The organism is Aestuariivirga litoralis, from assembly GCF_003234965.1.
Lineage (GTDB): Bacteria > Pseudomonadota > Alphaproteobacteria > Rhizobiales > Aestuariivirgaceae > Aestuariivirga > Aestuariivirga litoralis.
Window position 1 is genome coordinate 39031 of sequence record NZ_QKVK01000004.1, and the last position, 20076, is coordinate 59106.

Here is a 20076-nt window from a genome sequence, read left to right on the forward strand (position 1 = left end):
CCTGAAACGATTCAGGAACAAGAATGGCCAAGCCCGGCAGCACCTCCGCCAAGTCCTCCGACTCCCTGTTCGACGATCTTCCGGCCGCACCGCGCCCGCAGTCCGCCAAGGGCCCGGCCAAGTCGCGCGGCGAGGAGAGCTATACCGCCGCCGACATCGAAGTGCTGGAGGGGCTGGAGCCCGTCCGCCGCCGCCCCGGCATGTATATCGGCGGCACCGACGAGAAGGCCTTGCACCATCTCTTCGCCGAGGTGCTCGACAACGCCATGGACGAGGCGGTGGCAGGCCACGCCACCTTCATCGACGTCAGCTACACCGAGGACGGCTATCTCGCGGTCACCGACAATGGCCGCGGCATCCCGGTCGACCCGCATCCCAAGTTCAAGGACAAGTCCGCCCTCGAAGTCATCATGACCACGCTCCATGCGGGCGGCAAGTTCGACTCCGGCGCCTACGAAACCTCGGGCGGCCTGCACGGCGTCGGCGTCTCGGTGGTGAACGCGCTGTCGGATCACGTCATCGTCGAGGTGGCGCGCGGCCAGCAGCTCTACCGGCAGGAGTTCCGCCGCGGCAAGCCCACGGGGCCCATCCAGAACCTCGGCAAGGTCTCGGGCCGGCGCGGCACGAAGGTCTCCTTCCACCCGGACGAGCAGATCTTCGGCAAGGGCAACACCGCCTTCCAGGCGGCGCGGCTCTACAGGATGTCGCGTTCCAAGTCCTATCTCTTCGGCGGCGTCGAGATCCGCTGGTCCTGCGATCCCTCCCTCATCAAGGACAAGGAGACGCCGGAGAAGGCGGTGCTCCACTTCCCCGGCGGGTTGAAGGACTTCCTCGCCGAGCGCATCGAGGGCAAGCACCGCGTGGCGGACGAGATCTTCTCGGGCCGCGTCGAGAAGGAAGGAAGCCACGGCACGGTCGAATGGGCGGTCGCCTGGTTCGGCGGCGATGACGGCTTCTCGTCGTCCTACTGCAACACCATCCCCACGCCCGAGGGCGGCACGCATGAGCAGGGCCTGCGAACCGCACTCACCCGCTCCATCCGCAACTATGCCGACCTCACCCAGAACAAGCGCGCGTCGATCATCACGGCGGACGACGTGATGACCTCGTCGGGCGCACTCCTCTCCGTCTTCATCCGCGAGCCGGAGTTCCAGGGCCAGACCAAGGACAAGCTGGCAACGGTGGAGGCCATGCGCATCGTCGAGACCGCGGTGCGCGATCATTTCGACCATTGGCTCACCGGCCACCCGGCCCAGGCCGACCGTCTCCTCAACTTCATCATCGAGCGCGCGGAAGAGCGCATCAAGCGCAGGCAGGAGAAGGACGTCTCGCGCAAGACCGCCGTGAGGAAGCTCCGCCTTCCCGGCAAGCTCGCCGATTGCTCGGCAACCCAGAAGGATGGTTCCGAGCTCTTCATCGTCGAAGGTGACTCGGCCGGCGGCTCCGCCAAGCAGGCGCGTAACCGCGAGACCCAGGCCGTGCTGCCCTTGCGCGGCAAGATCCTCAACGTCGCCTCGGCGACGAAGGACAAGCTCAGCCAGAACCAGCAGCTCGCCGACCTCATCCAGGCCTTGGGCTGCGGCACGGGCTCCTCCTACCGCGAGGAGGACCTGCGCTATGACAAGATCATCATCATGACCGACGCCGACGTCGACGGCGCACACATCGCCTCGCTGCTGATGACCTTCTTCTACCGCCAGATGCCGCTGCTCATCGACGAGGGCCACCTCTATCTTGCCGTGCCGCCGCTCTACAAGCTGGCCCAGGGCCCCAAGGTCGCCTATGCGCGTGACGAGAAGCACCGCCAGGAACTGATGCGCACCGAAATGTCCGGCCGCGGCAAGGTGGAGGTGAGCCGCTTCAAGGGCCTCGGCGAAATGCTGCCCGCCCAGCTCAAGGAAACCACCATGGACCCGCGCAAGCGCCATCTCCTCCGCGTCACCCTCGAAGACGCCGCCCGCACCGCAACAGCGAAGACGGTCGAACAGCTGATGGGCAACAAGCCCGAGGAGCGGTTCAACTTCATCTCGGAGCGGGCGGAATTCGTGAGCGAAGAGGGGCTGGATATTTAGGCTTTCTCGGTCCGTCCTCCCGCGTCTTCCGCGCCTGCGCCGGAATGACGACAACGGAAAGCCGTCTCACCCCCACCGCTCCACCCTCAATCCCTCAACCCGCTCGAACTCCCGAGCATTCCCCGTCACCAGCACCAGTCCCTGTGATCGGGCGATGGCGGCGATCATCAGGTCGTAGGCGCCGATGGTGCGGCCCTGGCGTTCCAGCGTGGCGCGGATGTTTCCGGCCTGAACCGCCGCGCGGCTATCAAAGGGCAGGACGTCGAGGCGGGCTGCGAAGCCTTCGATGATGGCGATGCGCGCCGCCGGGTCGTCATAGCGCTCGGCACCGTAGTAGAGTTCGAACAGGGTGACGTCGGACACGGCCATGCGGCCGTCATGGGCGGTGAAGGCTTCGACGAGGCCGGCGTTCCGCTTCTTCAGCGCGTGGATGCAGATGTCCGTATCCAGCAGATAGGCCAGCATCAGGGATCGTCGCGGCGCTGTGGCTGCGGCTGGTTCCGATCGTTCAGGAAGTCATCGTCGATGCGCGGTCCGGCGAAGAAATCGGCCCAGCTGCCACCGGCGGGCATGATCACCCGGGCATTGCCTCGGGCAATGATCTCCACCTGCTTCACATGCTCCGGCAGCGCCACCGCCTTTGGCAGGCGGACGGCCTGGCTCCTGTTGGACTTGAACACGCGCGACTGGCTCATGCGGAGAGTATATACACGGGGGATATACATTTCAATGTGGCATGCCCCTTGAATTGTAATCAACTCCGCTACATATAAGCCTGCGAAAGCGAGGCTCGTCATGGAAATCGGCATCTACACCTTTGCGGACGTTGGGCCCGGCGGCTCGCACCCGCAGCGCCTGCGCCAGCTGGTGGAGGAGATGGAGCTCGCCGACCAGGTGGGGCTCGACGTCTTCGGCCTCGGCGAGCATCACCGGCCGGACTATGCGGTCTCGGCCCCCGTCGTGGCGCTGGCCGCCGGTGCGGCGCGCACCAGCCGCATCCGCCTCACCAGTGCGGTGACGGTCCTGAGCTCGGAGGACCCGGTGCGCGTGTTCCAGCAATTCGCGACACTCGATGGCCTCTCGAACGGCCGGGCGGAGATCATGGCCGGGCGCGGCTCCTTCATCGAGAGCTTCCCGCTCTTCGGCTATGACCTCAACGACTATGATGCACTCTTCGCCGAGAAGCTCGAGCTTCTCCTGAAGCTCATCGACAACGAGACCGTGTCATGGTCGGGGGAGCTCCGCCCGCCACTGGACAAGGTGACGCTCTATCCGCGCCCCGAGCAGCACAGGCTGCCGCTGTGGATCGCGGTTGGCGGCACGCCGCAATCGGTGGTGCGCGCGGCGACGCTGGGGCTTCCTATGGCGCTTGCCATCATCGGCGGCGACCCGAAGCGCTTCGCGCCCTATTTCGATCTCTATCGCGAGGCATGGTCGCGCGCCAGCAGGAAGCCTGAAGACGTGAAGCTCAGCCTCAACATGCATGGCTTCGTCGCCGACACCACCGAGGCCGCGAAGGACATCTTCTTCGAGCCGCACAATGCGGTGATGAACCGCATCGGCCGCGAGCGCGGCTGGCCGCCCTCGGGCCGGCGCGAGTTCGAGGCTGCCTGCGGCCCCAGCGGCCATTTGCTGATCGGCGAACCGGAGCGCGTGGCGGACCGCATCATCGAGTTGCACGCGCTGTTCCGCAATGACCGCATCCTGGTGCAGATGGCGATCGGCGCCATGCCGCACAAGGACCTCATGCGCGCCATCGAACTGCTCGGCACCAAGGTTGCACCCAGAGTGAAGGAGGCCTGCCCATGAGCCTGCCCCATATCCCCGACCCGATGCCCGGCGATGCCGCCGCGGCGGATGCGATCGAGATGGTCATCGTGCCGCGCGCCCGCGACCTCGGCGGCTTCGAGGTGCGCCGCGCGCTGCCCTCGGCGCGCCGCCAGATGGTGGGACCCTTCATCTTCTTCGACCAGATGGGCCCGGCGCTGATGCAGCCGGGGCAGGGCATCGACGTGCGCCCGCACCCGCATATCGGGCTCTCCACCGTCACCTGGCTGTTCGACGGCTCGATCTATCACCGCGACAGCCTGGGGAGCGCTCAGCCCATCTCGCCCGGCGAACTCAACTGGATGACGGCCGGCAAGGGCATCGTGCATTCCGAGCGCACGGCACCGCCGGACCTTGCGCGCGCGCGGAAAGTTTTCGGCATCCAGAGCTGGGTGGCGCTGCCGAAGCAACATGAGGAGGCGGCCCCCGCCTTCGATCATGTCGCGGCGCACGAACTGCCGGTGATCGACGAGCGCGGCATCTCCGCCCGCATCATCGCGGGCTCGCTCTATGGTGCCACCTCGCCGGTGAAGACCCATTCCGAACTCTTCTATGCCGATGTGCAGATGCAGGCCGGCACCGCCGTTCCGCTGCCCGCCGACCACGAGGAGCGCGGCGTCTATGTCGCCGACGGTGAGGTGGAGGTGGCGGGGCAGGTGTTCGAGGCGGGCCGTCTCCTCGTCTTCCGCCCGGGTGATGCCATCACGCTGCGGGCCCGCACCCACGCCCGCCTGATGCTGCTGGGCGGCGAGCCGATGGACGGCCCGCGCTATATCTGGTGGAACTTCGTGTCGTCATCGAAGGAGCGCATCGAGGCCGCCAAGGACGACTGGAAGCAGGCCCGCTTCGCCATCGTGCCGGGCGACGAGAAGGACTTCATCCCGCTGCCGGACAAGTAGGGCTCAGTTCCCCAGCAGGATGTCGCGGGCTTCGCCGGCCTCGATGTTGAAGGTCGCGGTCAGCAGTTCCGCACCCACCCGGGCGCGTGCGGTGTAGGTGCCGGGCAGCAGCGTGACATTGGCGTTGATGCCGCCACGCGTGGCGATGGGGCTGCCGGACTGGTCCTCGATCTCCCAGCGCACCGCGGCATTGGGGGCGCCGACGAAGGCGAGGCGCGCCAGGCCCGCCCTGTGCGCGATCTTCAGTGTCGCCACGCGGCCCGCCGTCACATGCACGTCGGCCACCGCCTTGACGTTGCCGGTCGACACCTGGCTTTCCACGCGATAGGTGCCGCGCGGCAGGCGGATGATCTCGCCCGGCGTCACCGACACGGCCATAAGTCTTCTCCCGTCCATCGAGAACACCCTTACGCGTGAGGCGACCGGCGGCACGTCGATCTTGCCCAGCATCGGCTCCACCTTCAGGCCGCCGGCATCGAGCACGAGATCGACCTTGAGGCGGGTGCCGGCCGGAATGCTCACCGTCTTCTCGATCAGCGTCGCGCCATAGGCGGCATCGACCACGTAGTCGCCCGGCGCCAGCGACACGTCGGCCGTGCCATCGGTGCCGGAAAACACCGTATCGCCATCAGGGCCGCGGATGGTCCAGGACATGCTCTGCTGCAGGGGCCCGCCATCCGGGGTGAGGCGGGCGGAAAGCTCAAGGCCCTCGCGGCCCGGTGGCACCAGCGCGATCGCCAGGCCATGTGCGGCCTCGGCCAGTGCGGGCAGGGCGGGGCAAAGGAAAAACGCCACCGCGACAACGGCGCGAAGGCCTTGTCCGCGGTGGCGCTGATGCCGTGCACGGGGTCTGCAATCGTGCAAGGGCGAAGTTCCTCTCTCCAAGCCGCATCAGCTAATCATGCAGCCTGCCGGTCCGGCAATTTGCATCTTAATGAATGGTTAATGGCGGCCCCGGCATTGCCTTTTCCGGGCACTCCCGCCAGACTGCAATGATCATGCAGCAATTCAACGACAGCAGTTCCGTTCTCGCGCTTCTCGCCACCCGCAAGTCCGCATCCGCCAAGGCCATGGCCGGGCCCGGCCCCACGGCGGAGCAGCTTGCCGAAATCCTCCGCATCGGCGTGCGCGTGCCCGATCACGGCAAGCTGGCGCCATGGCGCTTCATCCTGTGGGAGGGCGACGCCCGCGCCGCCTTCGGCGATGTCATGAAGGCGCGCTGGAAGGTCCTCCATCCCGAGCATGGCGAGCAGACGCTGGGCTTCGTGCACGGCCTGTTCCTGCGGGCGCCCACCGTGCTTGGCGTCGTCTCCGCCGCCCAGGAGCATCCCAAGATCCCGGTGTGGGAGCAGCAGCTCTCCGCCGCCGCGGTGTGCATGAACATCCTCTATGCGGCAACGGCCATGGGCATCGGCTGCCAGTGGAACACCGACTGGGTGGTCTATGATGCCGAGATCGCCGCCGCCATGGGACTGAAGCCCGGCGAGAAACTCGCCGGCCTCATCTATTTCGGCACGCCGACAGCGCCCCTGGAGGAGCGCCCGCGCCCCGATCCGGCGGCACTCCTCACCCGCTGGCAGGCATCATGAAGATCCAGGGCGTCCTCTTCGACAAGGACGGCACGCTGATCGAGGTCAATGCCACCTGGGTGCCGATCTACCGCCAGATCCTGCAGGAGCTGTTCTCGACCGACCTCGCCGGCGCCGAGGCGTTGATGCAGAAGGCGGGCTATGATCCCGCCAGTGGCAAGTTCAAGGCCGGTTCGCTGCTCGCCGGCGGCACCACCCGCCAGATCGCCGCCACCTGGTGGCCCGAGCTTTCCGGCGATGCGCTGGCCGAAAAGATCCACCTTCTCGATCATGGCTACACCCATCTGGTGCGCGACAAGCTCACGCCGCTCATGCCGCTGGAGCCTTTGCTCACCGAGCTCCGCAACATGGGCCTCAAGCTCGGCGTCGCCACCAATGACAGCCACGTCTCGGCCCGCGCCCACATGGCCCATGTCGGCGTCATCGAGCATTTCGACGACATCATCGCGGCCGATACCGTGCCGGTGGCCAAGCCCTCGGGCAACATGATCCGCCGCTTCGCCGAGATCACCGGCCTGCCGGCCGCATCGATCGCCATGGTGGGCGACAACCACCACGACATGGAGGAGGCGCGCAACGGCGGCGCGGGGCTCGCCATTGCCGTGCTCTCGGGCAATGCCGGACGGGACGACATCGCGCACCTTGCGGACTACACCATCGACAGCGTGGCGGATCTTCCAGCACTCCTGCGGAGCCTCTGATGTTCTATGACGCGGTGAAGAACGATCATGGCTTCCAGTACGACCCGTTCAAGGCCATCGTCGCGCCGCGCCCCATCGGCTGGGTGTCCACGCTTTCGCCGGAGGGCCGCGCCAACCTGGCACCCTACAGCTATTTCAACGCCTTCTCGCAGTCGCCGCACTACGTGGCCTTCGGCTCGGGCCCGGTGAAGGATTCGATGCGCAACATCGAGGCGACGGGCGAGTTCGTGTTCAGCCTCGCCACCTTCGCGCTGCGCGAGCAGATGAACGCCACCTCGGCCCATGTGTCGGTGGACGAGTTCGAGCTGGCCGGCCTCACCAAGGCGCCATGCCAGATCGTCCGGCCGCCGCGCGTCGCCGAAAGCCCGGCGGCGCTCGAATGCTGCCTGCACCGCATCGTCTCGCTGCCGGACGATGACGGCAATGCCGAGAATTTCCTCATCATCGGCCGCGTCCTCGGCATCCACATCGACGACCGCTTCATCCATGATGGCCGGGTGGACACCGCGGCGATGCAGCCCATCGCCCGGCTCGGCTACAGCGAATACGCCACCGTCACCGAGGCATGGCGCATGCGCCGGCCGGACTAGCGCGGCCGCGACTCAGTTCGGCAGCCCTTTCGCGCTCCAGCCCCCCGCCGCAATTCCGCCATTGTGGACAAACCTGTGCACAAGTTGCTTTTTCACGGTTGTTCAAGTGTTTACAGCCTGTGGATAAGCTGTGGACAAGCCTGTTAACCGCTCATTAACCAGCCCGGCGCAGGTTTTCCCTTCACGGGTGACGGGCGGTTGAGCCCCGCCCGAGGGGAGTCGGAGAGGTTTGTGGACATGACCAAGTGTCTGCTCATTGATGACGAGGGCAGGGGCCGGTATCTCGGAGAGATGCTGTCGGGCCTTGGCCTCGACACGTCGCTCACCAGCGGCGCCGACGAGGCCATGCGCTTCTGCAACGACAATTCGCCCGACGTGGTCATGCTCTCGGCGCGTGCCAATGGCGGCGCACCGAAGGACTTCGTCAAGCGCCTGCGCATGGCAACGCGCGGCAAGCCGCCGGTCGTCTTCCTCTTTGCCGAGACGCCCGATACCGAGATGTTCGGCCAGTCCATCCTCGAGGGTGCGGCCGACGTGCTGATGATGCCGCTGGACCGCGACCTCCTGCACTTCAAGCTCCGCCAGGCCGGCATCGCCGTCTGATTTCCGTCGCAATGGCCTGAGAGAGGGGAGACATGAACAACGCCTCCCTCTGGGTTCTCCTCGCCAGCGTCGCCATGCTGTGCCTCGGGCATGGGCTCAACGGGTCGCTGGTGTCGCTCTCGGCCGACCAGGCCGCCTTCTCCACCTCCACCACCGGCATCGTCATGGCGGGCTATTCGGCGGGCATGCTGCTCTCCACCTTCGCCGCGCCGCGCCTCGTCAAGAGTGTCGGCCATGTGCGCACCTTCGCGGGACTGGCCTCCATCGTCTCCACCGTGGTGCTGCTGTTCCCGCTGTTCGTCAACCCGGTCTTCTGGTTCGTGCTGCGCGTGCTCACCGGGCTCTGCGTCTCGGGCATGTACATCGTCTGCGAAAGCTGGCTCAACGCCGCGTCCTCCAACCGCAACCGCGGCCAGACCCTGTCCTTCTACATGATCGTCACCTATGGCGCGCTGGGTGCGGGGCAGCTCCTGCTCAACATCACCGATCCCTCGGGCTACGTGCGCTTCATCGTCGTCTCGTGCCTGCTCTCCCTGTCGCTGGTGCCGCTCATCCTCGTGCCCTCGGAACAGCCGAGCGTCGAGGGTGCGAAAAGCGTGAAGATCGCCGACATCTGGCAGGCCTCGCCGCTGGCCGTGGTCGGCGTCATCGCCTGCGGCCTGGGGCAGAGCGCCTTCTTCGCGCTCGGCGTCATCTTCGGGCTCGCCATGGGCCTGCCGCTGGTCTGGGTGTCGATCATGATGGCGCTGCCCCCCGTCGGCGTCATCCTCTCGCAGTATCCGATCGGCTGGGTGTCGGACCGCATCGACCGGCGCACCATCATCATGCTGCTCAGCCTCGCCGCGGCCATCGTGCCGGCCATCATCCTGGCAGGCGGATACTATGTCAGCTGGTTCATGCTCATCGCGCTGATGACGCTGTTCGGCATCGTCTCGCTGCCGGTCTATTCGCTGGTCATCGCGCACGCCAATGACCACCTCCGCAAGGAGCAGGTGCTGGGCGCTTCGGCCAAGCTGGTGCTGCTCTATGGCGCGGGTTCGATCCTGGGCCCCATCCTCGCCGGTTCGCTGATGAGCGAGATCGGCCGGGCCGGCTTCCTCATCTTCATGATCGTGGTCAATGGTGCGCTCGCGGGCTTCGCCTTCTGGCGCAACTGGCGCCATCCGGACCACATCAAGGCCCATGGCCGCGACGTGATGTCGGTGAGCCCGGTGTCCACCCCCGCCAACGCCCCGCTGCTGCAGGACTGACCGGGAGCGGGGAGGGGCCTGTCACGGGTCATCCTCCCACACGCTCCGATCGGTATGGTGAACCAAAAATTAAGCCTCCGCCGCCATCATCATCGCCGGAGACTCACAGCATGCAGCACGCCACCAAGCAGGAACCCACCTTCGGCCTCGACATCCAGGTCTTCATGGATGTCATCGCCTGTGGCGATGCCGCGCGGCGCACCACGCTGGCGCTGCAGATCGCCCGGTTCCTCGGTGATGCCGCCACCTCGCCGGGCGAGCGCGAGCAGGTGCTGCCGGTGGCCCGCCGCCTCGTGGCGGACGCCGATGCCGGGGTCCGCCGCAGCTTTATCGACGCGCTGACGGTGCTTCGGGTGCTCGATGCCGACCTGCTCTTCACCATTGCCTCCGACGAGGAGGAGATCGCCCTGCCATTCCTCGCGGCCACGCCGGCGCTCGACGGGCTGCGCATGCTGGCGGTGTTGCGTGCCGGCGGTGAAACCCGCCAGGCCGTCATCGCCATGCGCCCCGGCCTTCCGGCCGAAGCGGTGGACTTCATCACCCGCGAGGCCTCGCTCGCCGTCAACGCGCTGCTGCTCGAGAACGCGGATGTCACGCTGGGCGCTGCCCATTTCCGCACCCTCTACCAGCGCTTCGGTGGCGAGAAGGCCATGCTGGACCTGCTGCTGGCCCGCCCGGACCTGCCGCCCGTGATCCGCATCGTGCAGGCCCGCCGCGCCGCCGCCAGCATCCACGCGCTGCTCACCGAGCGCCACTGGCTGCCCTCCGCGCTATCCGCCGAACTCGTGGCCGACGCAGAGGAGAACGCCACGCTCGACGTGCTGCGCCAGGCCGGCCCCCATGACCTGCCGCCGGCCATCGCCTTCCTCATCGACAACCAGTTGCTCACGCCCTCGCTCATCGTGCATGCCGCCTGCCAGGGCGCCATGCCGGTGGTCATCGAGTGCCTCGCCCAGCTCTCCGGACTGCCGCCGCGCAAGGTGGAGGAACAGGTCTACCAGCGCGGCCGGCTGCGCGCACTGCATGCCCGCTGCGGGTTGCCGGACAGCTGCTACTGGACGCTGCAGGCCGCCTGCGACGTGGCCGCCGACGAGCGCGAGGACGGCCTCAACCATTCGGCCGACGAGTTCGGCGCCCATATCATCGAGACGCTGCTCACCCGCTATGCCGCCATGCCGCCCGCCGAGCAGCCACGCAACCTCGCCTTCCTCGGCCGCTATGCGGCAGAACGCACGCGCCACCTCGCCACCCGGCTGAAGGCCGACCTGCAGCAGGCGGCCTGAGGGCGCCTAGAACCTGAACTGCTCGCGCAGCACGCGCTCGGCCAGGCTGTGGCCAGGGTCGAACAGGATGCGCGCGGCGCGGCTCGTGTCCTGCGCCACCTCCACCTGCCGCACGTGGCGCACTTCGACGTGGTCGGCCACCGCCGCCACCGGCCGCTTGTCGCCTTCCATGATGGAGATCGTCACCTTGGCCGCCGATGGCAGGATCGCTCCACGCCAGCCGCGCGGCCGGAAGGCGCTGATCGGGGTCAGCGCCAGGAGGTCCGAATTGATCGGCAGGATTGGTCCGTGGGCGGAGAGATTATAGGCCGTGCTGCCGGCTGGTGTCGCCACGAGGATGCCGTCGCAGGTCAGTTCCTCGAGCCGGGGCCTGTCGTCGATGGCGATCATCAGCTTCGCCGCCTGGTGGCGCTGGCGCAGCAGGGAGACCTCGTTGAAGGCGATCGCCCGGTGGGTCTTGCCGGTCTCGTCCACCGCCGTCATGGCGAGCGGGTGGATGGTGGTGAGCTCCGCCGCCGCCAGCCGCTCGGCCAGGCCGTCGGCCGCGTAGTCGTTCATCAGGAAGCCCACCGTGCCGCGGTTCATGCCGTAGATCGGAATGCCGGTGGACACGAAGCGGTGCAGCGCCTGCAGCATCAGCCCGTCGCCGCCCAGCGCCACCACGCAGTCGGCCTGCGAGGGGTCGGCATTGCCGTGCCGCCGGGTCAGGGTCTGGATGGCCTCGCGGGCCTCGGGCGAGTCCGACGCGAGGAAGGCGATCGAGCGGAAGGTCATGCCGTTTTCAACGCGTTGACAGGTCAGCAGATTGCCTACATTGAAGCCCCGTCCCTTGGCAACCCTGAGAAATCCCGCTCCATGCGCGACATCGTGATGTGTTCGACCTGCAAGTTCTCGGCGACCGAGAAGCTGGCCCCCGACGGTCGCACCGGCGGCGAGACGCTGATCGGCCATGTCCGGGACGCGATCTCCGCCCGCGGCCTCGAGCTTCGCGTGGTCACCCAGGCCTGCCTGTGGAACTGCACCAAGCACTGCAGCGTCGTCCTGCGCGACCACGACCGCTTCACCTATTTCACCGGCAACCACGAGCCGACGCGCGAGCAGGCCGAGGCCATCCTGGACTGGTTCGCGCTCCATGAGCAGTCGGAGACGGGCGAGGTGCCCTTCCGCCAGTGGCCGGACCGCATGCGCGGCCACTTCATCGCCCGCATCCCGAAGGCTCCCGCATGAGCCGGCTGACCCTCGTCCTCGGCGGCGCCCGCTCCGGCAAGAGCCGCTTCGCCGAAAGCCTCGCCCGCCAGCACGGCGGCCCCCGCACCTACATCGCCACGGCGGAGCCCTTCGACGACGAGATGCGCCAGCGCATCGCCCGCCACCGCGACCAGCGGGCAGGGGACGGCTGGCAGACCCTCGAGGCCCCTCTGGACCCCGCCGCCGTCCTCCCCCGCGAGGGGCTGGTGCTACTCGACTGCGTCACCGTCTGGCTCGGGAACCTCATGCACCATGGCCGCGACCTCAAGGCGGAGGTGACGAAACTTTGTGCAGCGCTCGAGGCCTGCCCTGCGGAGGTCATCCTGGTCTCGAACGAGGTCGGCCTCTCGATCGTCCCGGAGAATGCCATGGCGCGGCGCTTCCGCGACGAGCAGGGCCTCGCCAACCAGGCGCTGGCGGCGATCGCTGACAATGTCTTTTTCATCGCCGCCGGGTTGCCCCTGAAGCTCAAGGGCTAGACAACGGCGACAACGCAAAATGCAACGAACAGCAACATCAAGAACAACATCCACATGGCGCGCGACAACACGCGCAAGCCACGCTTGATGTCATCGCGCGTGATGTCGTCCCGGCCCTCGCCCATGTAGGGCAGGTCCACCATCTCGCCGTCATAGCTGCGGGGGCCCCCGAAGCGCACGCCGAGGGCAGCCGCCATGGCGGCCTCCGGCCAGCCGGCATTGGGCGAGCCATGTTTCGGCGCATCCCGTTGCATCACCTCGACAATCTGCCTGAACCGCGCCGGCTCGGCGGCGGCGAAGAGATAGCCCGTGAGGCGCGAGGCGGGCAGGTTCACAAGGTCGTCCAACCGTGCCGCCGCCCAGCCAAACCACTGATACTTCTCGCTTTTGTGGCCGATCATCGAGTCCGCGGTGTTGATCGCCTTGTACATGACGATGCCGGGCAGCCCCAGCAGCGCATACCACAGCACCGGCGCCACGATGCCGTCGGACGTGTTCTCGGCCAGACTTTCGAGCGCCGCCTTGGAGACCCCGGCCTCGTCGAGCTGCGTCGGGTCCCGCCCGACGATCAGGCTCACCTTCTGGCGCCCCTCGGCAAGCGAGCGGCCGAGCCCGTCATAGACAGCAAGCACATGATCTTTCAGCGATTTCTGCGCGATCAGCGTGGTCGCCAGCAACGCCTCCGCGAGCCAGCCCAGCGGCCAATGGGTGAGAAAACGCGCCACGTAATAGGAGGGGATGAAGGCCGCCGCCAGCAGGATGAGCACGGCCACGGCCCCGCGGAGCCGCCCTTCCTGCGGCGAAACACCCTTTACATTCAACTGCTTGTCGAGCCAGTCGATGAGCTTGCCGATCCACACCACCGGGTGGCTGATGCGGTCGAAGACCGGCTGCGGGTAGCCCGCGAAGCGTTCGATCAGCAGCGCCCAGGCGGCGCGCCCGAAGACCAGCACCGGCCAATCCATCAGAATTCCCTCGCCAGCGACAGGATCAGGTCGAGGTCGAGATGGGCCTCGAGATGCGCGGCGAGCTGGTCCAGAACCCGCTCCACCGTCTCCTCGAAGCGCAGCTCGCTGGCCTGAACACCGAGCGATTCCAGGAACTTGGAACGAAACGCATCGCTTCCGAAGCAGCCATGGAGATAGCTCCCCATCACTTGGCCCGAGGCGCTGATCGCCCCGTCCGGCCGTCCCCCCAGCAGGGCGAAGGGCCGGGCGCAATCGGCCCCGGCTGTCTTGCCGAGGTGGATCTCATAACCTTCCAGCGCCGCCCCCGTCGGCACATGGGTGCCGCCGATGCGGGTCAGCGTCTTGTCGGACAGCAGCGTGGTCTCGACGTCGAGCAGGCCCAGTCCCGGAACGAGTCCGGCTTCCGCTTCAAGGCCTTGCGGGTCGGCAATGGTTTTGCCCAGCATCTGGTAGCCGCCGCACAGGCCCAGCACCAGACCGCCGCGGCGCACATGGGCCAGGAGGTCGATGTCCCAGCCCTCCTTGCGCAGCGCTGCCAGGTCCGAAACCGTTGATTTCGAACCGGGAATGATCACCAGCCGGCTGTCCGCCGGGATCGGCTCGCCCGGCTGCACGAAGGTCAGCGTCACACCGGCTTCGAGGCGTAAGGGATCGAGGTCATCGAAATTGGCGATGCGGGGCAGGCGGAGAACGGAAATTCTCACGCCTTTCTGTGTAGTTGTGAGCGCATCCTCCAGCGCCACTGCATCTTCGGCCGGAAGGCTCCGTGCCCCCTCGAAGTGTGGCACGATACCCACACAGGGGGTTCCGGTGCGCTGTTCGAGGAAGCTCCGGCCTTCCGAAAACAGTTCCGGATCGCCGTGGAACTTATTGATCAGGAAGGCTTTCAGCCGTGCGCGATCTTCCGGCGGCAGGATGTCGAAGGTGCCGGCGATGGAGGCGATGACGCCGCCCCGATGAATGTCGCCGATCAGCACGGCGGGCAGGTCGGCGGCCTCGGCGAAGCCCATGTTGGCGAGGTCGCCATTGCGGAGGTTGATCTCGCCCGGGCTTCCGGCCCCTTCGACCAGCACCAGGTCCGCCTGCGCCGCCACCTTATAGAAGCTCTCAAGACACGCGTCCATGTACCTCATCCGGCTGCGGAAATATTCCCGCGCCGTCATCGAGGCCTGGCGTTTGCCCTGCACGATCACCTGCGCCCCCGTGGTGGTCTCGGGCTTGAGCAGGATGGGGTTCATGTGCACCGAGGGCGGCACCCGCGCGGCGCGCGCCTGCAGCGCCTGGGCCCGGCCGATCTCGCCGCCATCCGCCGTCACCGCGGCGTTGTTGGACATGTTCTGCGGCTTGAAGGGCTGGACGCGTAAGCCCCTGTTTGCAAAGGCTCTTGCCAGCCCCGCCACGATCAGCGACTTGCCGACGTCCGAGCCCGTGCCCATGAACATGATGGCCCGCGTCATGGCGCGCCCGCGATCACATGGGCATAGCTGCCCATCACCTTGCCTCGCCGCAAGCCCATGTTCTCCAACGGGTTTCCGGCTGCGTCCCGCGCTCCGAACAAGCGGTCCGCTTGGCCCTCGCTCACCAGCGTCGAATAGTGGAACTCATGCGCCATCAGCTTCGCGGACCAAGGTCCGTCCGTCAGCGGCTCCAGCTGCCGGTATCCGAGATGCAGCTTGCGCTTCGCGAAGCTGGTCACCAACGGCAGCAGCCCCGCCATGCCATGCGCCATCCCCTTGGAATCGATCAGGCTTTCGCCCAGCACCATGTAGCCGCCGCACTCGCCATAAACGGTTCCCGAGTGGCTCCGGAGTCCGTCGAGGAACCGCCGGTTTCCAGCGATCCGCCCGGCATGCAGCTCCGGGTATCCGCCCGGCAGGAACACCGCCTCCGCCTCGGGGTCGGGAGCCTCATCAGCCAATGGCGAGAAGAAGGAAAGGCTCGCACCCTGGCGGCGCCAGCCATCCAGCAAGTGTCTGTAAATAAACGAGAAAGCGTCATCCCGCGCCACCGCCACGGACTGCGCCAGGGGCGGCAGAACCGGGGCACCTTCGCTGCCATGGAGGGGCCGCGCGAGGTCGAGGATGCGCTCCAGTGCCGGTTTGTGGTTCACCCGCAGGGCGGCCGCCTCGATGAAGGCGTCCAGGTCCTTGTTTTCCTGCGCCTGCACAAGCCCCAGGTGGCGCGACGGCCAGGCCAGCGTCTCGTCATTGCGCAGCGCCATCAGCACCTGCTCGCCCAGCGCCTCGCGCAGCAGCAGCTCGTGGCGCTCGCTGGCGGTGCGGTTCAGGATCACGCCCGCGAGCTCCAAGTCCTTGTTATAGCTGTAAAAACCATGCACAAGCGCGGCCGCCGACTGGGCCTGGTGGCGGCAGTCGAGGGTGAAGATCACGGGAAGGCCAAGCATCACCGCAAGGTCGGCGGTCGAGCCCTTCGCCCCGCGCGGCCCGTCGAACAGGCCCATCACGCCCTCGATGATCACGAGGTCCGCATCGCGCGCCAGTGCGCCCGCCAAGCCCTTGATCTGGCTGGCATTCATCGCCCAGGGGTCGAGGTTGTAGCAGGCCCTGCCGGTGGCGGCCTCGTGGAAGCGCGGGTCGATGTAGTCGGGGCCTACCTTGGCCGCCGCCACGCGCACGCCCGCATTGCGGAAGGCCCTCAGAAGTCCAAGCGTAATCAATGTCTTGCCGCTGCCGGAAGAGGGCGCGGCGACGACGATGGCCTTAGCCAACCGGGTTCTCCCGCAGGGGTCCCTTGTACCAGTCCAAGAGGCTCCGCCAGTCGGCGGCCTTGCCGACGACCACGATGGCCGGCGTCGGCGGTTCATTGGCTTCCACGAAGGCGCCGGCCCCGCCCAGCGTGGTCGAGGCCACTTCCTGATGCGGCATGGAGGCATTGGACACGATGGTGACGGGGTCATCCGCGGCCCGCCCGCCCGCCATCAGCGCCGCGGCGATCTCGCCCAGGTGCTTCACCGCCATGTACATGACGATGACCGGCGAGGCCAGCGCCACGGCCTGCCAGTTTACGTTGGCCGGCATGTTGCCGGTGGCGTCATGGCCGGTCAGGAAAATGACGGAATGATTTGTATCACGGTGGGTTGCGGGCATTCCCGCATAGGCGAGGCCACCGATGCCGGCGGTGATTCCGGGCACGATGCGGAAGGGGATTCCGGTGGTTGCGAGGTGCTGGCACTCCTCGCCGCCACGGCCGAACATGAAGGGGTCGCCGCCCTTCAGCCGCAGCACGCGCTTGCCCGACTGGGCGAGTTCGATCAGGCGCAGCGTGATGTCCTTCTGGGTGGGGGACGGCTTGCCGCCGCGCTTGCCCGCATATTCCAGTTCGGCGCCGACCTTCACCCAGCGCAGGATGTCCGGGTTCACCAGCGCGTCATAGACGACGACGTCGCAATTCTGCAGCGCGTGGAAGCACATGAGCGACATCAGGCCGGGTGCTCCGGGGCCTGCACCGACGAGCCAAACCCAGCCCGGCTCGAAGCTCGGGAAGGTCTCGGCATCCAGCCGGGCGAAGCCCGTCTGTTGCTCAGGTGAGCTCACCCAGTCGCCGATCCTTTTCGTTGGTCCAAGTCCCATGGCCGCCTTATACAGTGGGCTGATGCGAGTAGAGAAGCCCGAAGGCGAGTTAAGGCGCGGCTGGACGACGGGCGCATGCGCAACGGCGGCAGTGAAGGCGGCATTTGCGGCATTGCGCACCGGAGAATTCCCCGATCCCGTGTCGATCACGTTGCCCAAGGGCGAAACCCCAGCCTTTCCATTGGCTTTGGAGGAGAAGGGCGCGGGCTGGGCGCGCGCCGGAATCATCAAGGATGCGGGCGATGACCCGGACGTGACCCATGGCGCCATGGTGGTGGCCACGGTGCGCGAAGGCGGCGAGGGCATCCGATTCAAGGCAGGTCCCGGCGTCGGCATGGTGACGAGGGGCGGTCTTCCCATCCCGCCGGGTGAGCCCGCCATCAACCCCGTGCCGCGCCAGATGATGCGGGACGTGATCGCCGAACTGGGCGGAACGGGCGTCGAAATCGAGATTTCGATCCCCGGCGGCGAGGCTCTCGCGCTCAAGACCTGGAACCCGCGGCTCGGCATCGTCGGCGGGCTGTCGATCCTCGGCACCACCGGCATCGTGAACCCCTTTTCCTGTGCGGCCTGGATCGCCTCCATCCACCGCGGCATCGACGTGGCCCGCGCCATGGGGCTCGGCCATGTGGCGGGCTGCACCGGCTCCACCTCGGAGGACGCCGTTCGCAGTCGCTACGAGCTGCCGCTGGAGGCCATGCTGGACATGGGGGACTTCGCCGGGGGGCTGCTCAAGTATCTCCGCACCCATCCGGTGGCGCGCGTCACCATCGGCGGCGGCTTTGGCAAGATCAGCAAGCTGGGGCAGGGTGCGCTCGACCTCCATTCCGGCCGCTCGCAGGTCGATCTCGACTGGTTGGCAGACCAGTGCCCGGAACTGCCGCGTGACAAGGTCCTTGCTGCAAACACGGCGCAGGAAGTGCTGGAAATGGCCGATGGCGTCGATCTCGCCGCCCGCGTGGCAAGGGCCGGACTGGCCACCGTGCGTGACGTTCTGAAAGATGCGCCGGTGGTGGCAGACGTCATGATCGTCTCGCGCCGGGGCGAGATCATTGCCCATGCCGCGTGACCGCTTGCTGATCCTCGGCGGCACACGGGACGCTCGCGAGATCGCTGATGTGCTGGTGGCGTCGGGCCGTAACGTCGTCACCTCGCTCGCAGGCGTTACGGCCCAGCCGCTGCTGCCTGCAGGCGAAGTGCGCGTTGGTGGTTTCGGCGGAGTGGCCGGATTGAAATCCTATCTTGAAACCGCGCAGATAGCGCTGGTCATTGATGCGACACATCCGTTTGCGGCGCGCATGTCGGCCCAGGCTGTCGCGGCCTGCGACGACTGCAGGGTACCGCTGCTGCGCTTCGAGCGTCCGCCATGGACGGCGCGCGCAGGCGATGACTGGAGGATCGTCGACTCGGCCACGCAAGCGGCCTCTGTCCTTCCGCGCGGGGCGCGCGTCCTGCTCACAACCGGTCGCAAGGATCTCGACCCCTTCTTTGCGCGCAGCGACATTTCGGGAATTGCCAGGATGATCGAGGAGCCTCCACTAAACCCTCCATCCAACTGGAAGATCCTGCGTGAGCGGCCGCCCTTCACCGTGCCGGACGAAATGGCCCTGATCAGCGACAACGCCATCACTCATCTGGTCACCAAGAACGCCGGCGGTCGTGCCACCGAAGCAAAACTGCATGCGGCGCGGGAGCTGCGCATTCCCGTGGTGATGATCGCCCGGCCGGTCAAGCCGGATGCCCCTTGCGTGGCCGCAATGGACAACCTTCTGGCGGTTGTGGAGGGGGTGCTTTGTCCTTGACCTGCTACCCGTTTTCCGATTGTTTTGTCACGCAACCGGGGGACTGATTTGCCCCTCGGATGAAGACATTCGCCGCGTGGATGGCGCATCCTGTCCTGCACAGGTCACAAAGAGGAATCTCGATGAAGAACAAGCTCATAACCCTCATGCTCGGCGCAGCGGCAAGCGTGGCGATCGCCGGGGCTGCCACTGCCGGCACACTGGATGATGTGCGTCAGCACGGCTTCGTGCAGTGCGGCGTCAGCCAGGGCCTGATGGGCTTCTCGGTGCCCGACGCGCAGAACAACTGGACCGGCATGGATGTCGACTTCTGCCGCGCGATTGCCGCTGCGGTGCTGGGCGACGCCACCAAGGTGAAGTTCACGCCGCTCACCGCCAAGGAGCGCTTCACTGCGCTGCAATCGGGTGAAATCGACGTTCTGTCACGCAACACCACCTGGACGATGAGCCGTGACACGTCGCTTGGCCTCAAGTTCGCGGGCATCATGTATTATGACGGCCAGGGCTTCATCGTGAACTCCAAGAAGCATGCCAACGTGAAGTCGGTGAACGATCTCGCGGGCGCCACGATCTGCACACAGTCGGGCACCACGACGGAGCTCAACATCGCGGACTATTTCAAGTCCCAGAAGCTCGACTACAAGCTGCTGACCTTCGAGAAGAACGACGAGGCGATCGCCGCCTATCAGGACGGCCGCTGCGACGCCTACTCGACCGACCAGTCCGGCCTCTATGCCCAGCGCCTCAAGATGCAGGTGCCGGACGACAACCTCGTACTGCCGGAAATCATTTCGAAAGAACCACTTGGCCCCGTCGTGCGGCAGGGTGACGACGCCTGGTTCAATGTCGTGAAGTGGGTCTATTTCGCGCTGGTGAATGCCGAGGAACTGGGCCTCACCTCGCAGAACGTCGAGGACATGAAGAAGACCTCGACCAACCCGGAAATACAGCGCCTGCTGGGCGTTGCCTCGTCCGACGGCAAGGCGGCGGGCTTCGGCATCGGCATGGGCCTCGACGAGGGCTGGGCCGAGGCTGCGATCAAGCAGGTGGGCAATTACGGCGAGATCTTCGACCGCAATGTCGGCCAGGGCTCGCCGCTCAAGATCGAGCGGGGCAAGAATGCCCTGTGGAAGGATGGCGGGCTGCAATACGCTCCGCCGGTTCGCTGAGCGATA

The 20076-nt window shown here is 66.7% G+C and carries 22 protein-coding genes; 14 read left to right on the forward strand and 8 right to left on the reverse strand.

Going from position 1 to position 20076, the window contains the following annotated elements; genetic code table 11:
• Positions 1 to 23 precede the first annotated feature (23 nt).
• Complete coding sequence (parE, locus tag DK847_RS09900; RefSeq protein WP_111198238.1) at positions 24 to 2072, forward strand: DNA topoisomerase IV subunit B; 2049 nt, start codon at positions 24 to 26, stop codon at positions 2070 to 2072.
• Positions 2073 to 2138: 66 nt separating this feature from the next.
• Here parE and DK847_RS09905 read toward each other — a convergent pair whose 3' ends face one another.
• Both DK847_RS09905 and vapB read right to left on the reverse strand, forming a co-directional pair.
• Positions 2139 to 2537 (reverse strand): type II toxin-antitoxin system VapC family toxin, encoded by a 399-nt coding sequence (locus DK847_RS09905; RefSeq protein ID WP_111198240.1) that lies wholly within the window; start codon positions 2535 to 2537, stop codon positions 2139 to 2141.
• Complete coding sequence (gene vapB, locus DK847_RS09910; RefSeq protein ID WP_111198241.1) at positions 2537 to 2767, reverse strand: type II toxin-antitoxin system VapB family antitoxin; 231 nt, start codon at positions 2765 to 2767, stop codon at positions 2537 to 2539. Before vapB ends, DK847_RS09905 begins: the two co-directional genes overlap by 1 nt.
• Positions 2768 to 2867: 100 nt before the next feature.
• Here vapB and DK847_RS09915 point away from each other — a divergent pair, with 100 nt between their 5' ends.
• Together DK847_RS09915 and DK847_RS09920 are read left to right on the forward strand one after the other, a co-directional pair.
• Entirely contained in the window at positions 2868 to 3881 is a 1014-nt protein-coding gene (locus tag DK847_RS09915; RefSeq protein ID WP_111198243.1) for an LLM class flavin-dependent oxidoreductase, read from the forward strand.
• Positions 3878 to 4798 (forward strand): pirin family protein, encoded by a 921-nt coding sequence (locus DK847_RS09920; protein ID WP_111198245.1) that lies wholly within the window; start codon positions 3878 to 3880, stop codon positions 4796 to 4798. The genes DK847_RS09915 and DK847_RS09920 overlap by 4 nt, the downstream gene beginning before the upstream one ends.
• Positions 4799 to 4801: 3 nt before the next feature.
• Here DK847_RS09920 and DK847_RS09925 read toward each other — a convergent pair whose 3' ends face one another.
• The gene (locus DK847_RS09925) at positions 4802 to 5593 is read right to left on the reverse strand and encodes a hypothetical protein (RefSeq protein WP_111198247.1); all 792 of its coding nucleotides are present in this window, start codon (positions 5591 to 5593) and stop codon (positions 4802 to 4804) included.
• 203 nt (positions 5594 to 5796) lie between these two features.
• Between DK847_RS09925 and DK847_RS09930 the strand changes: the two genes are divergently transcribed.
• The 6 genes from DK847_RS09930 to DK847_RS09955 all read left to right on the forward strand — a co-directional run bounded on the left by DK847_RS09930 (position 5797) and on the right by DK847_RS09955 (position 10814).
• Positions 5797 to 6387, forward strand: coding sequence for a nitroreductase family protein (locus DK847_RS09930; RefSeq protein WP_245414580.1), 591 nt, complete (start codon positions 5797 to 5799; stop codon positions 6385 to 6387).
• Positions 6384 to 7088 carry an HAD family hydrolase gene (locus DK847_RS09935; RefSeq protein ID WP_111198249.1) on the forward strand — a complete coding sequence of 235 codons (705 nt, stop codon included), beginning with the start codon at positions 6384 to 6386 and terminating at the stop codon, positions 7086 to 7088. Before DK847_RS09930 ends, DK847_RS09935 begins: the two co-directional genes overlap by 4 nt.
• Positions 7088 to 7678, forward strand: coding sequence for a flavin reductase family protein (locus DK847_RS09940; protein WP_111198251.1), 591 nt, complete (start codon positions 7088 to 7090; stop codon positions 7676 to 7678). The genes DK847_RS09935 and DK847_RS09940 overlap by 1 nt, the downstream gene beginning before the upstream one ends.
• A gap of 237 nt (positions 7679 to 7915) precedes the next feature.
• Entirely contained in the window at positions 7916 to 8281 is a 366-nt protein-coding gene (locus DK847_RS09945; protein ID WP_146256094.1) for a DNA-binding transcriptional response regulator, read from the forward strand.
• 32 nt (positions 8282 to 8313) lie between these two features.
• The gene (locus DK847_RS09950) at positions 8314 to 9531 is read left to right on the forward strand and encodes an MFS transporter (protein ID WP_111198254.1); all 1218 of its coding nucleotides are present in this window, start codon (positions 8314 to 8316) and stop codon (positions 9529 to 9531) included.
• A gap of 110 nt (positions 9532 to 9641) precedes the next feature.
• Entirely contained in the window at positions 9642 to 10814 is a 1173-nt protein-coding gene (locus DK847_RS09955; RefSeq protein WP_111198256.1) for a DUF2336 domain-containing protein, read from the forward strand.
• Between the two features lie 6 nt (positions 10815 to 10820).
• Here DK847_RS09955 and DK847_RS09960 read toward each other — a convergent pair whose 3' ends face one another.
• Positions 10821 to 11588, reverse strand: coding sequence for an NAD kinase (locus DK847_RS09960; RefSeq protein ID WP_111198258.1), 768 nt, complete (start codon positions 11586 to 11588; stop codon positions 10821 to 10823).
• Positions 11589 to 11669: 81 nt separating this feature from the next.
• Between DK847_RS09960 and DK847_RS09965 the strand changes: the two genes are divergently transcribed.
• Both DK847_RS09965 and cobU read left to right on the forward strand, forming a co-directional pair.
• Positions 11670 to 12041 (forward strand): DUF1636 family protein, encoded by a 372-nt coding sequence (locus DK847_RS09965; protein WP_111198260.1) that lies wholly within the window; start codon positions 11670 to 11672, stop codon positions 12039 to 12041.
• The gene (gene cobU, locus DK847_RS09970) at positions 12038 to 12541 is read left to right on the forward strand and encodes a bifunctional adenosylcobinamide kinase/adenosylcobinamide-phosphate guanylyltransferase (RefSeq protein ID WP_111198261.1); all 504 of its coding nucleotides are present in this window, start codon (positions 12038 to 12040) and stop codon (positions 12539 to 12541) included. Before DK847_RS09965 ends, cobU begins: the two co-directional genes overlap by 4 nt.
• Here the strand turns inward: cobU and cbiB are convergent.
• From cbiB to cobA, 4 genes are read right to left on the reverse strand one after another with little or no spacing between them, the layout of a single operon-like run.
• Positions 12538 to 13506, reverse strand: a complete 969-nt coding sequence (gene cbiB / locus DK847_RS09975; protein ID WP_111198263.1) for an adenosylcobinamide-phosphate synthase CbiB — start codon at positions 13504 to 13506, stop codon at positions 12538 to 12540. The genes cobU and cbiB overlap by 4 nt on opposite strands.
• Positions 13506 to 14966 carry a cobyric acid synthase gene (locus DK847_RS09980; protein ID WP_111198265.1) on the reverse strand — a complete coding sequence of 487 codons (1461 nt, stop codon included), beginning with the start codon at positions 14964 to 14966 and terminating at the stop codon, positions 13506 to 13508. Before DK847_RS09980 ends, cbiB begins: the two co-directional genes overlap by 1 nt.
• Entirely contained in the window at positions 14963 to 16237 is a 1275-nt protein-coding gene (locus tag DK847_RS09985; RefSeq protein ID WP_245414581.1) for a cobyrinic acid a,c-diamide synthase CobB, read from the reverse strand. The genes DK847_RS09980 and DK847_RS09985 overlap by 4 nt, the downstream gene beginning before the upstream one ends.
• Positions 16230 to 17099, reverse strand: coding sequence for a uroporphyrinogen-III C-methyltransferase (cobA, locus tag DK847_RS09990; protein ID WP_111198268.1), 870 nt, complete (start codon positions 17097 to 17099; stop codon positions 16230 to 16232). The genes DK847_RS09985 and cobA overlap by 8 nt, the downstream gene beginning before the upstream one ends.
• Positions 17100 to 17121: 22 nt before the next feature.
• Here cobA and DK847_RS09995 point away from each other — a divergent pair, with 22 nt between their 5' ends.
• From DK847_RS09995 to DK847_RS10005, 3 genes are all read left to right on the forward strand, one after another.
• The gene (locus DK847_RS09995) at positions 17122 to 18168 is read left to right on the forward strand and encodes a cobalt-precorrin-5B (C(1))-methyltransferase (RefSeq protein WP_204508300.1); all 1047 of its coding nucleotides are present in this window, start codon (positions 17122 to 17124) and stop codon (positions 18166 to 18168) included.
• A complete protein-coding gene (locus tag DK847_RS10000) occupies positions 18158 to 18901 on the forward strand; it encodes a cobalt-precorrin-6A reductase (RefSeq protein ID WP_111198271.1) in 744 nt (247 codons plus the stop codon). Before DK847_RS09995 ends, DK847_RS10000 begins: the two co-directional genes overlap by 11 nt.
• 122 nt (positions 18902 to 19023) lie before the next feature.
• Positions 19024 to 20070 carry an amino acid ABC transporter substrate-binding protein gene (locus DK847_RS10005; RefSeq protein ID WP_111198272.1) on the forward strand — a complete coding sequence of 349 codons (1047 nt, stop codon included), beginning with the start codon at positions 19024 to 19026 and terminating at the stop codon, positions 20068 to 20070.
• The last annotated feature ends 6 nt before the right edge of the window (positions 20071 to 20076 follow it).

Coding starts and splice junctions, on each gene's coding strand:
- parE (WP_111198238.1), top strand. CDS start 24: ATGGCCAAGCCCGGCAGCACCTCCGCCAAGTCCTCCGACTCCCTGTTC.
- DK847_RS09905 (WP_111198240.1), bottom strand. CDS start 2,537: ATGCTGGCCTATCTGCTGGATACGGACATCTGCATCCACGCGCTGAAG.
- vapB (WP_111198241.1), bottom strand. CDS start 2,767: ATGAGCCAGTCGCGCGTGTTCAAGTCCAACAGGAGCCAGGCCGTCCGC.
- DK847_RS09915 (WP_111198243.1), top strand. CDS start 2,868: ATGGAAATCGGCATCTACACCTTTGCGGACGTTGGGCCCGGCGGCTCG.
- DK847_RS09920 (WP_111198245.1), top strand. CDS start 3,878: ATGAGCCTGCCCCATATCCCCGACCCGATGCCCGGCGATGCCGCCGCG.
- DK847_RS09930 (WP_245414580.1), top strand. CDS start 5,797: ATGCAGCAATTCAACGACAGCAGTTCCGTTCTCGCGCTTCTCGCCACC.
- DK847_RS09935 (WP_111198249.1), top strand. CDS start 6,384: ATGAAGATCCAGGGCGTCCTCTTCGACAAGGACGGCACGCTGATCGAG.
- DK847_RS09940 (WP_111198251.1), top strand. CDS start 7,088: ATGTTCTATGACGCGGTGAAGAACGATCATGGCTTCCAGTACGACCCG.
- DK847_RS09945 (WP_146256094.1), top strand. CDS start 7,916: ATGACCAAGTGTCTGCTCATTGATGACGAGGGCAGGGGCCGGTATCTC.
- DK847_RS09950 (WP_111198254.1), top strand. CDS start 8,314: ATGAACAACGCCTCCCTCTGGGTTCTCCTCGCCAGCGTCGCCATGCTG.
- DK847_RS09955 (WP_111198256.1), top strand. CDS start 9,642: ATGCAGCACGCCACCAAGCAGGAACCCACCTTCGGCCTCGACATCCAG.
- DK847_RS09960 (WP_111198258.1), bottom strand. CDS start 11,588: ATGACCTTCCGCTCGATCGCCTTCCTCGCGTCGGACTCGCCCGAGGCC.
- DK847_RS09965 (WP_111198260.1), top strand. CDS start 11,670: ATGCGCGACATCGTGATGTGTTCGACCTGCAAGTTCTCGGCGACCGAG.
- cobU (WP_111198261.1), top strand. CDS start 12,038: ATGAGCCGGCTGACCCTCGTCCTCGGCGGCGCCCGCTCCGGCAAGAGC.
- cbiB (WP_111198263.1), bottom strand. CDS start 13,506: ATGGATTGGCCGGTGCTGGTCTTCGGGCGCGCCGCCTGGGCGCTGCTG.
- DK847_RS09980 (WP_111198265.1), bottom strand. CDS start 14,966: ATGACGCGGGCCATCATGTTCATGGGCACGGGCTCGGACGTCGGCAAG.
- cobA (WP_111198268.1), bottom strand. CDS start 17,099: ATGGGACTTGGACCAACGAAAAGGATCGGCGACTGGGTGAGCTCACCT.
- DK847_RS09995 (WP_204508300.1), top strand. CDS start 17,122: ATGCGAGTAGAGAAGCCCGAAGGCGAGTTAAGGCGCGGCTGGACGACG.
- DK847_RS10000 (WP_111198271.1), top strand. CDS start 18,158: ATGCCGCGTGACCGCTTGCTGATCCTCGGCGGCACACGGGACGCTCGC.
- DK847_RS10005 (WP_111198272.1), top strand. CDS start 19,024: ATGAAGAACAAGCTCATAACCCTCATGCTCGGCGCAGCGGCAAGCGTG.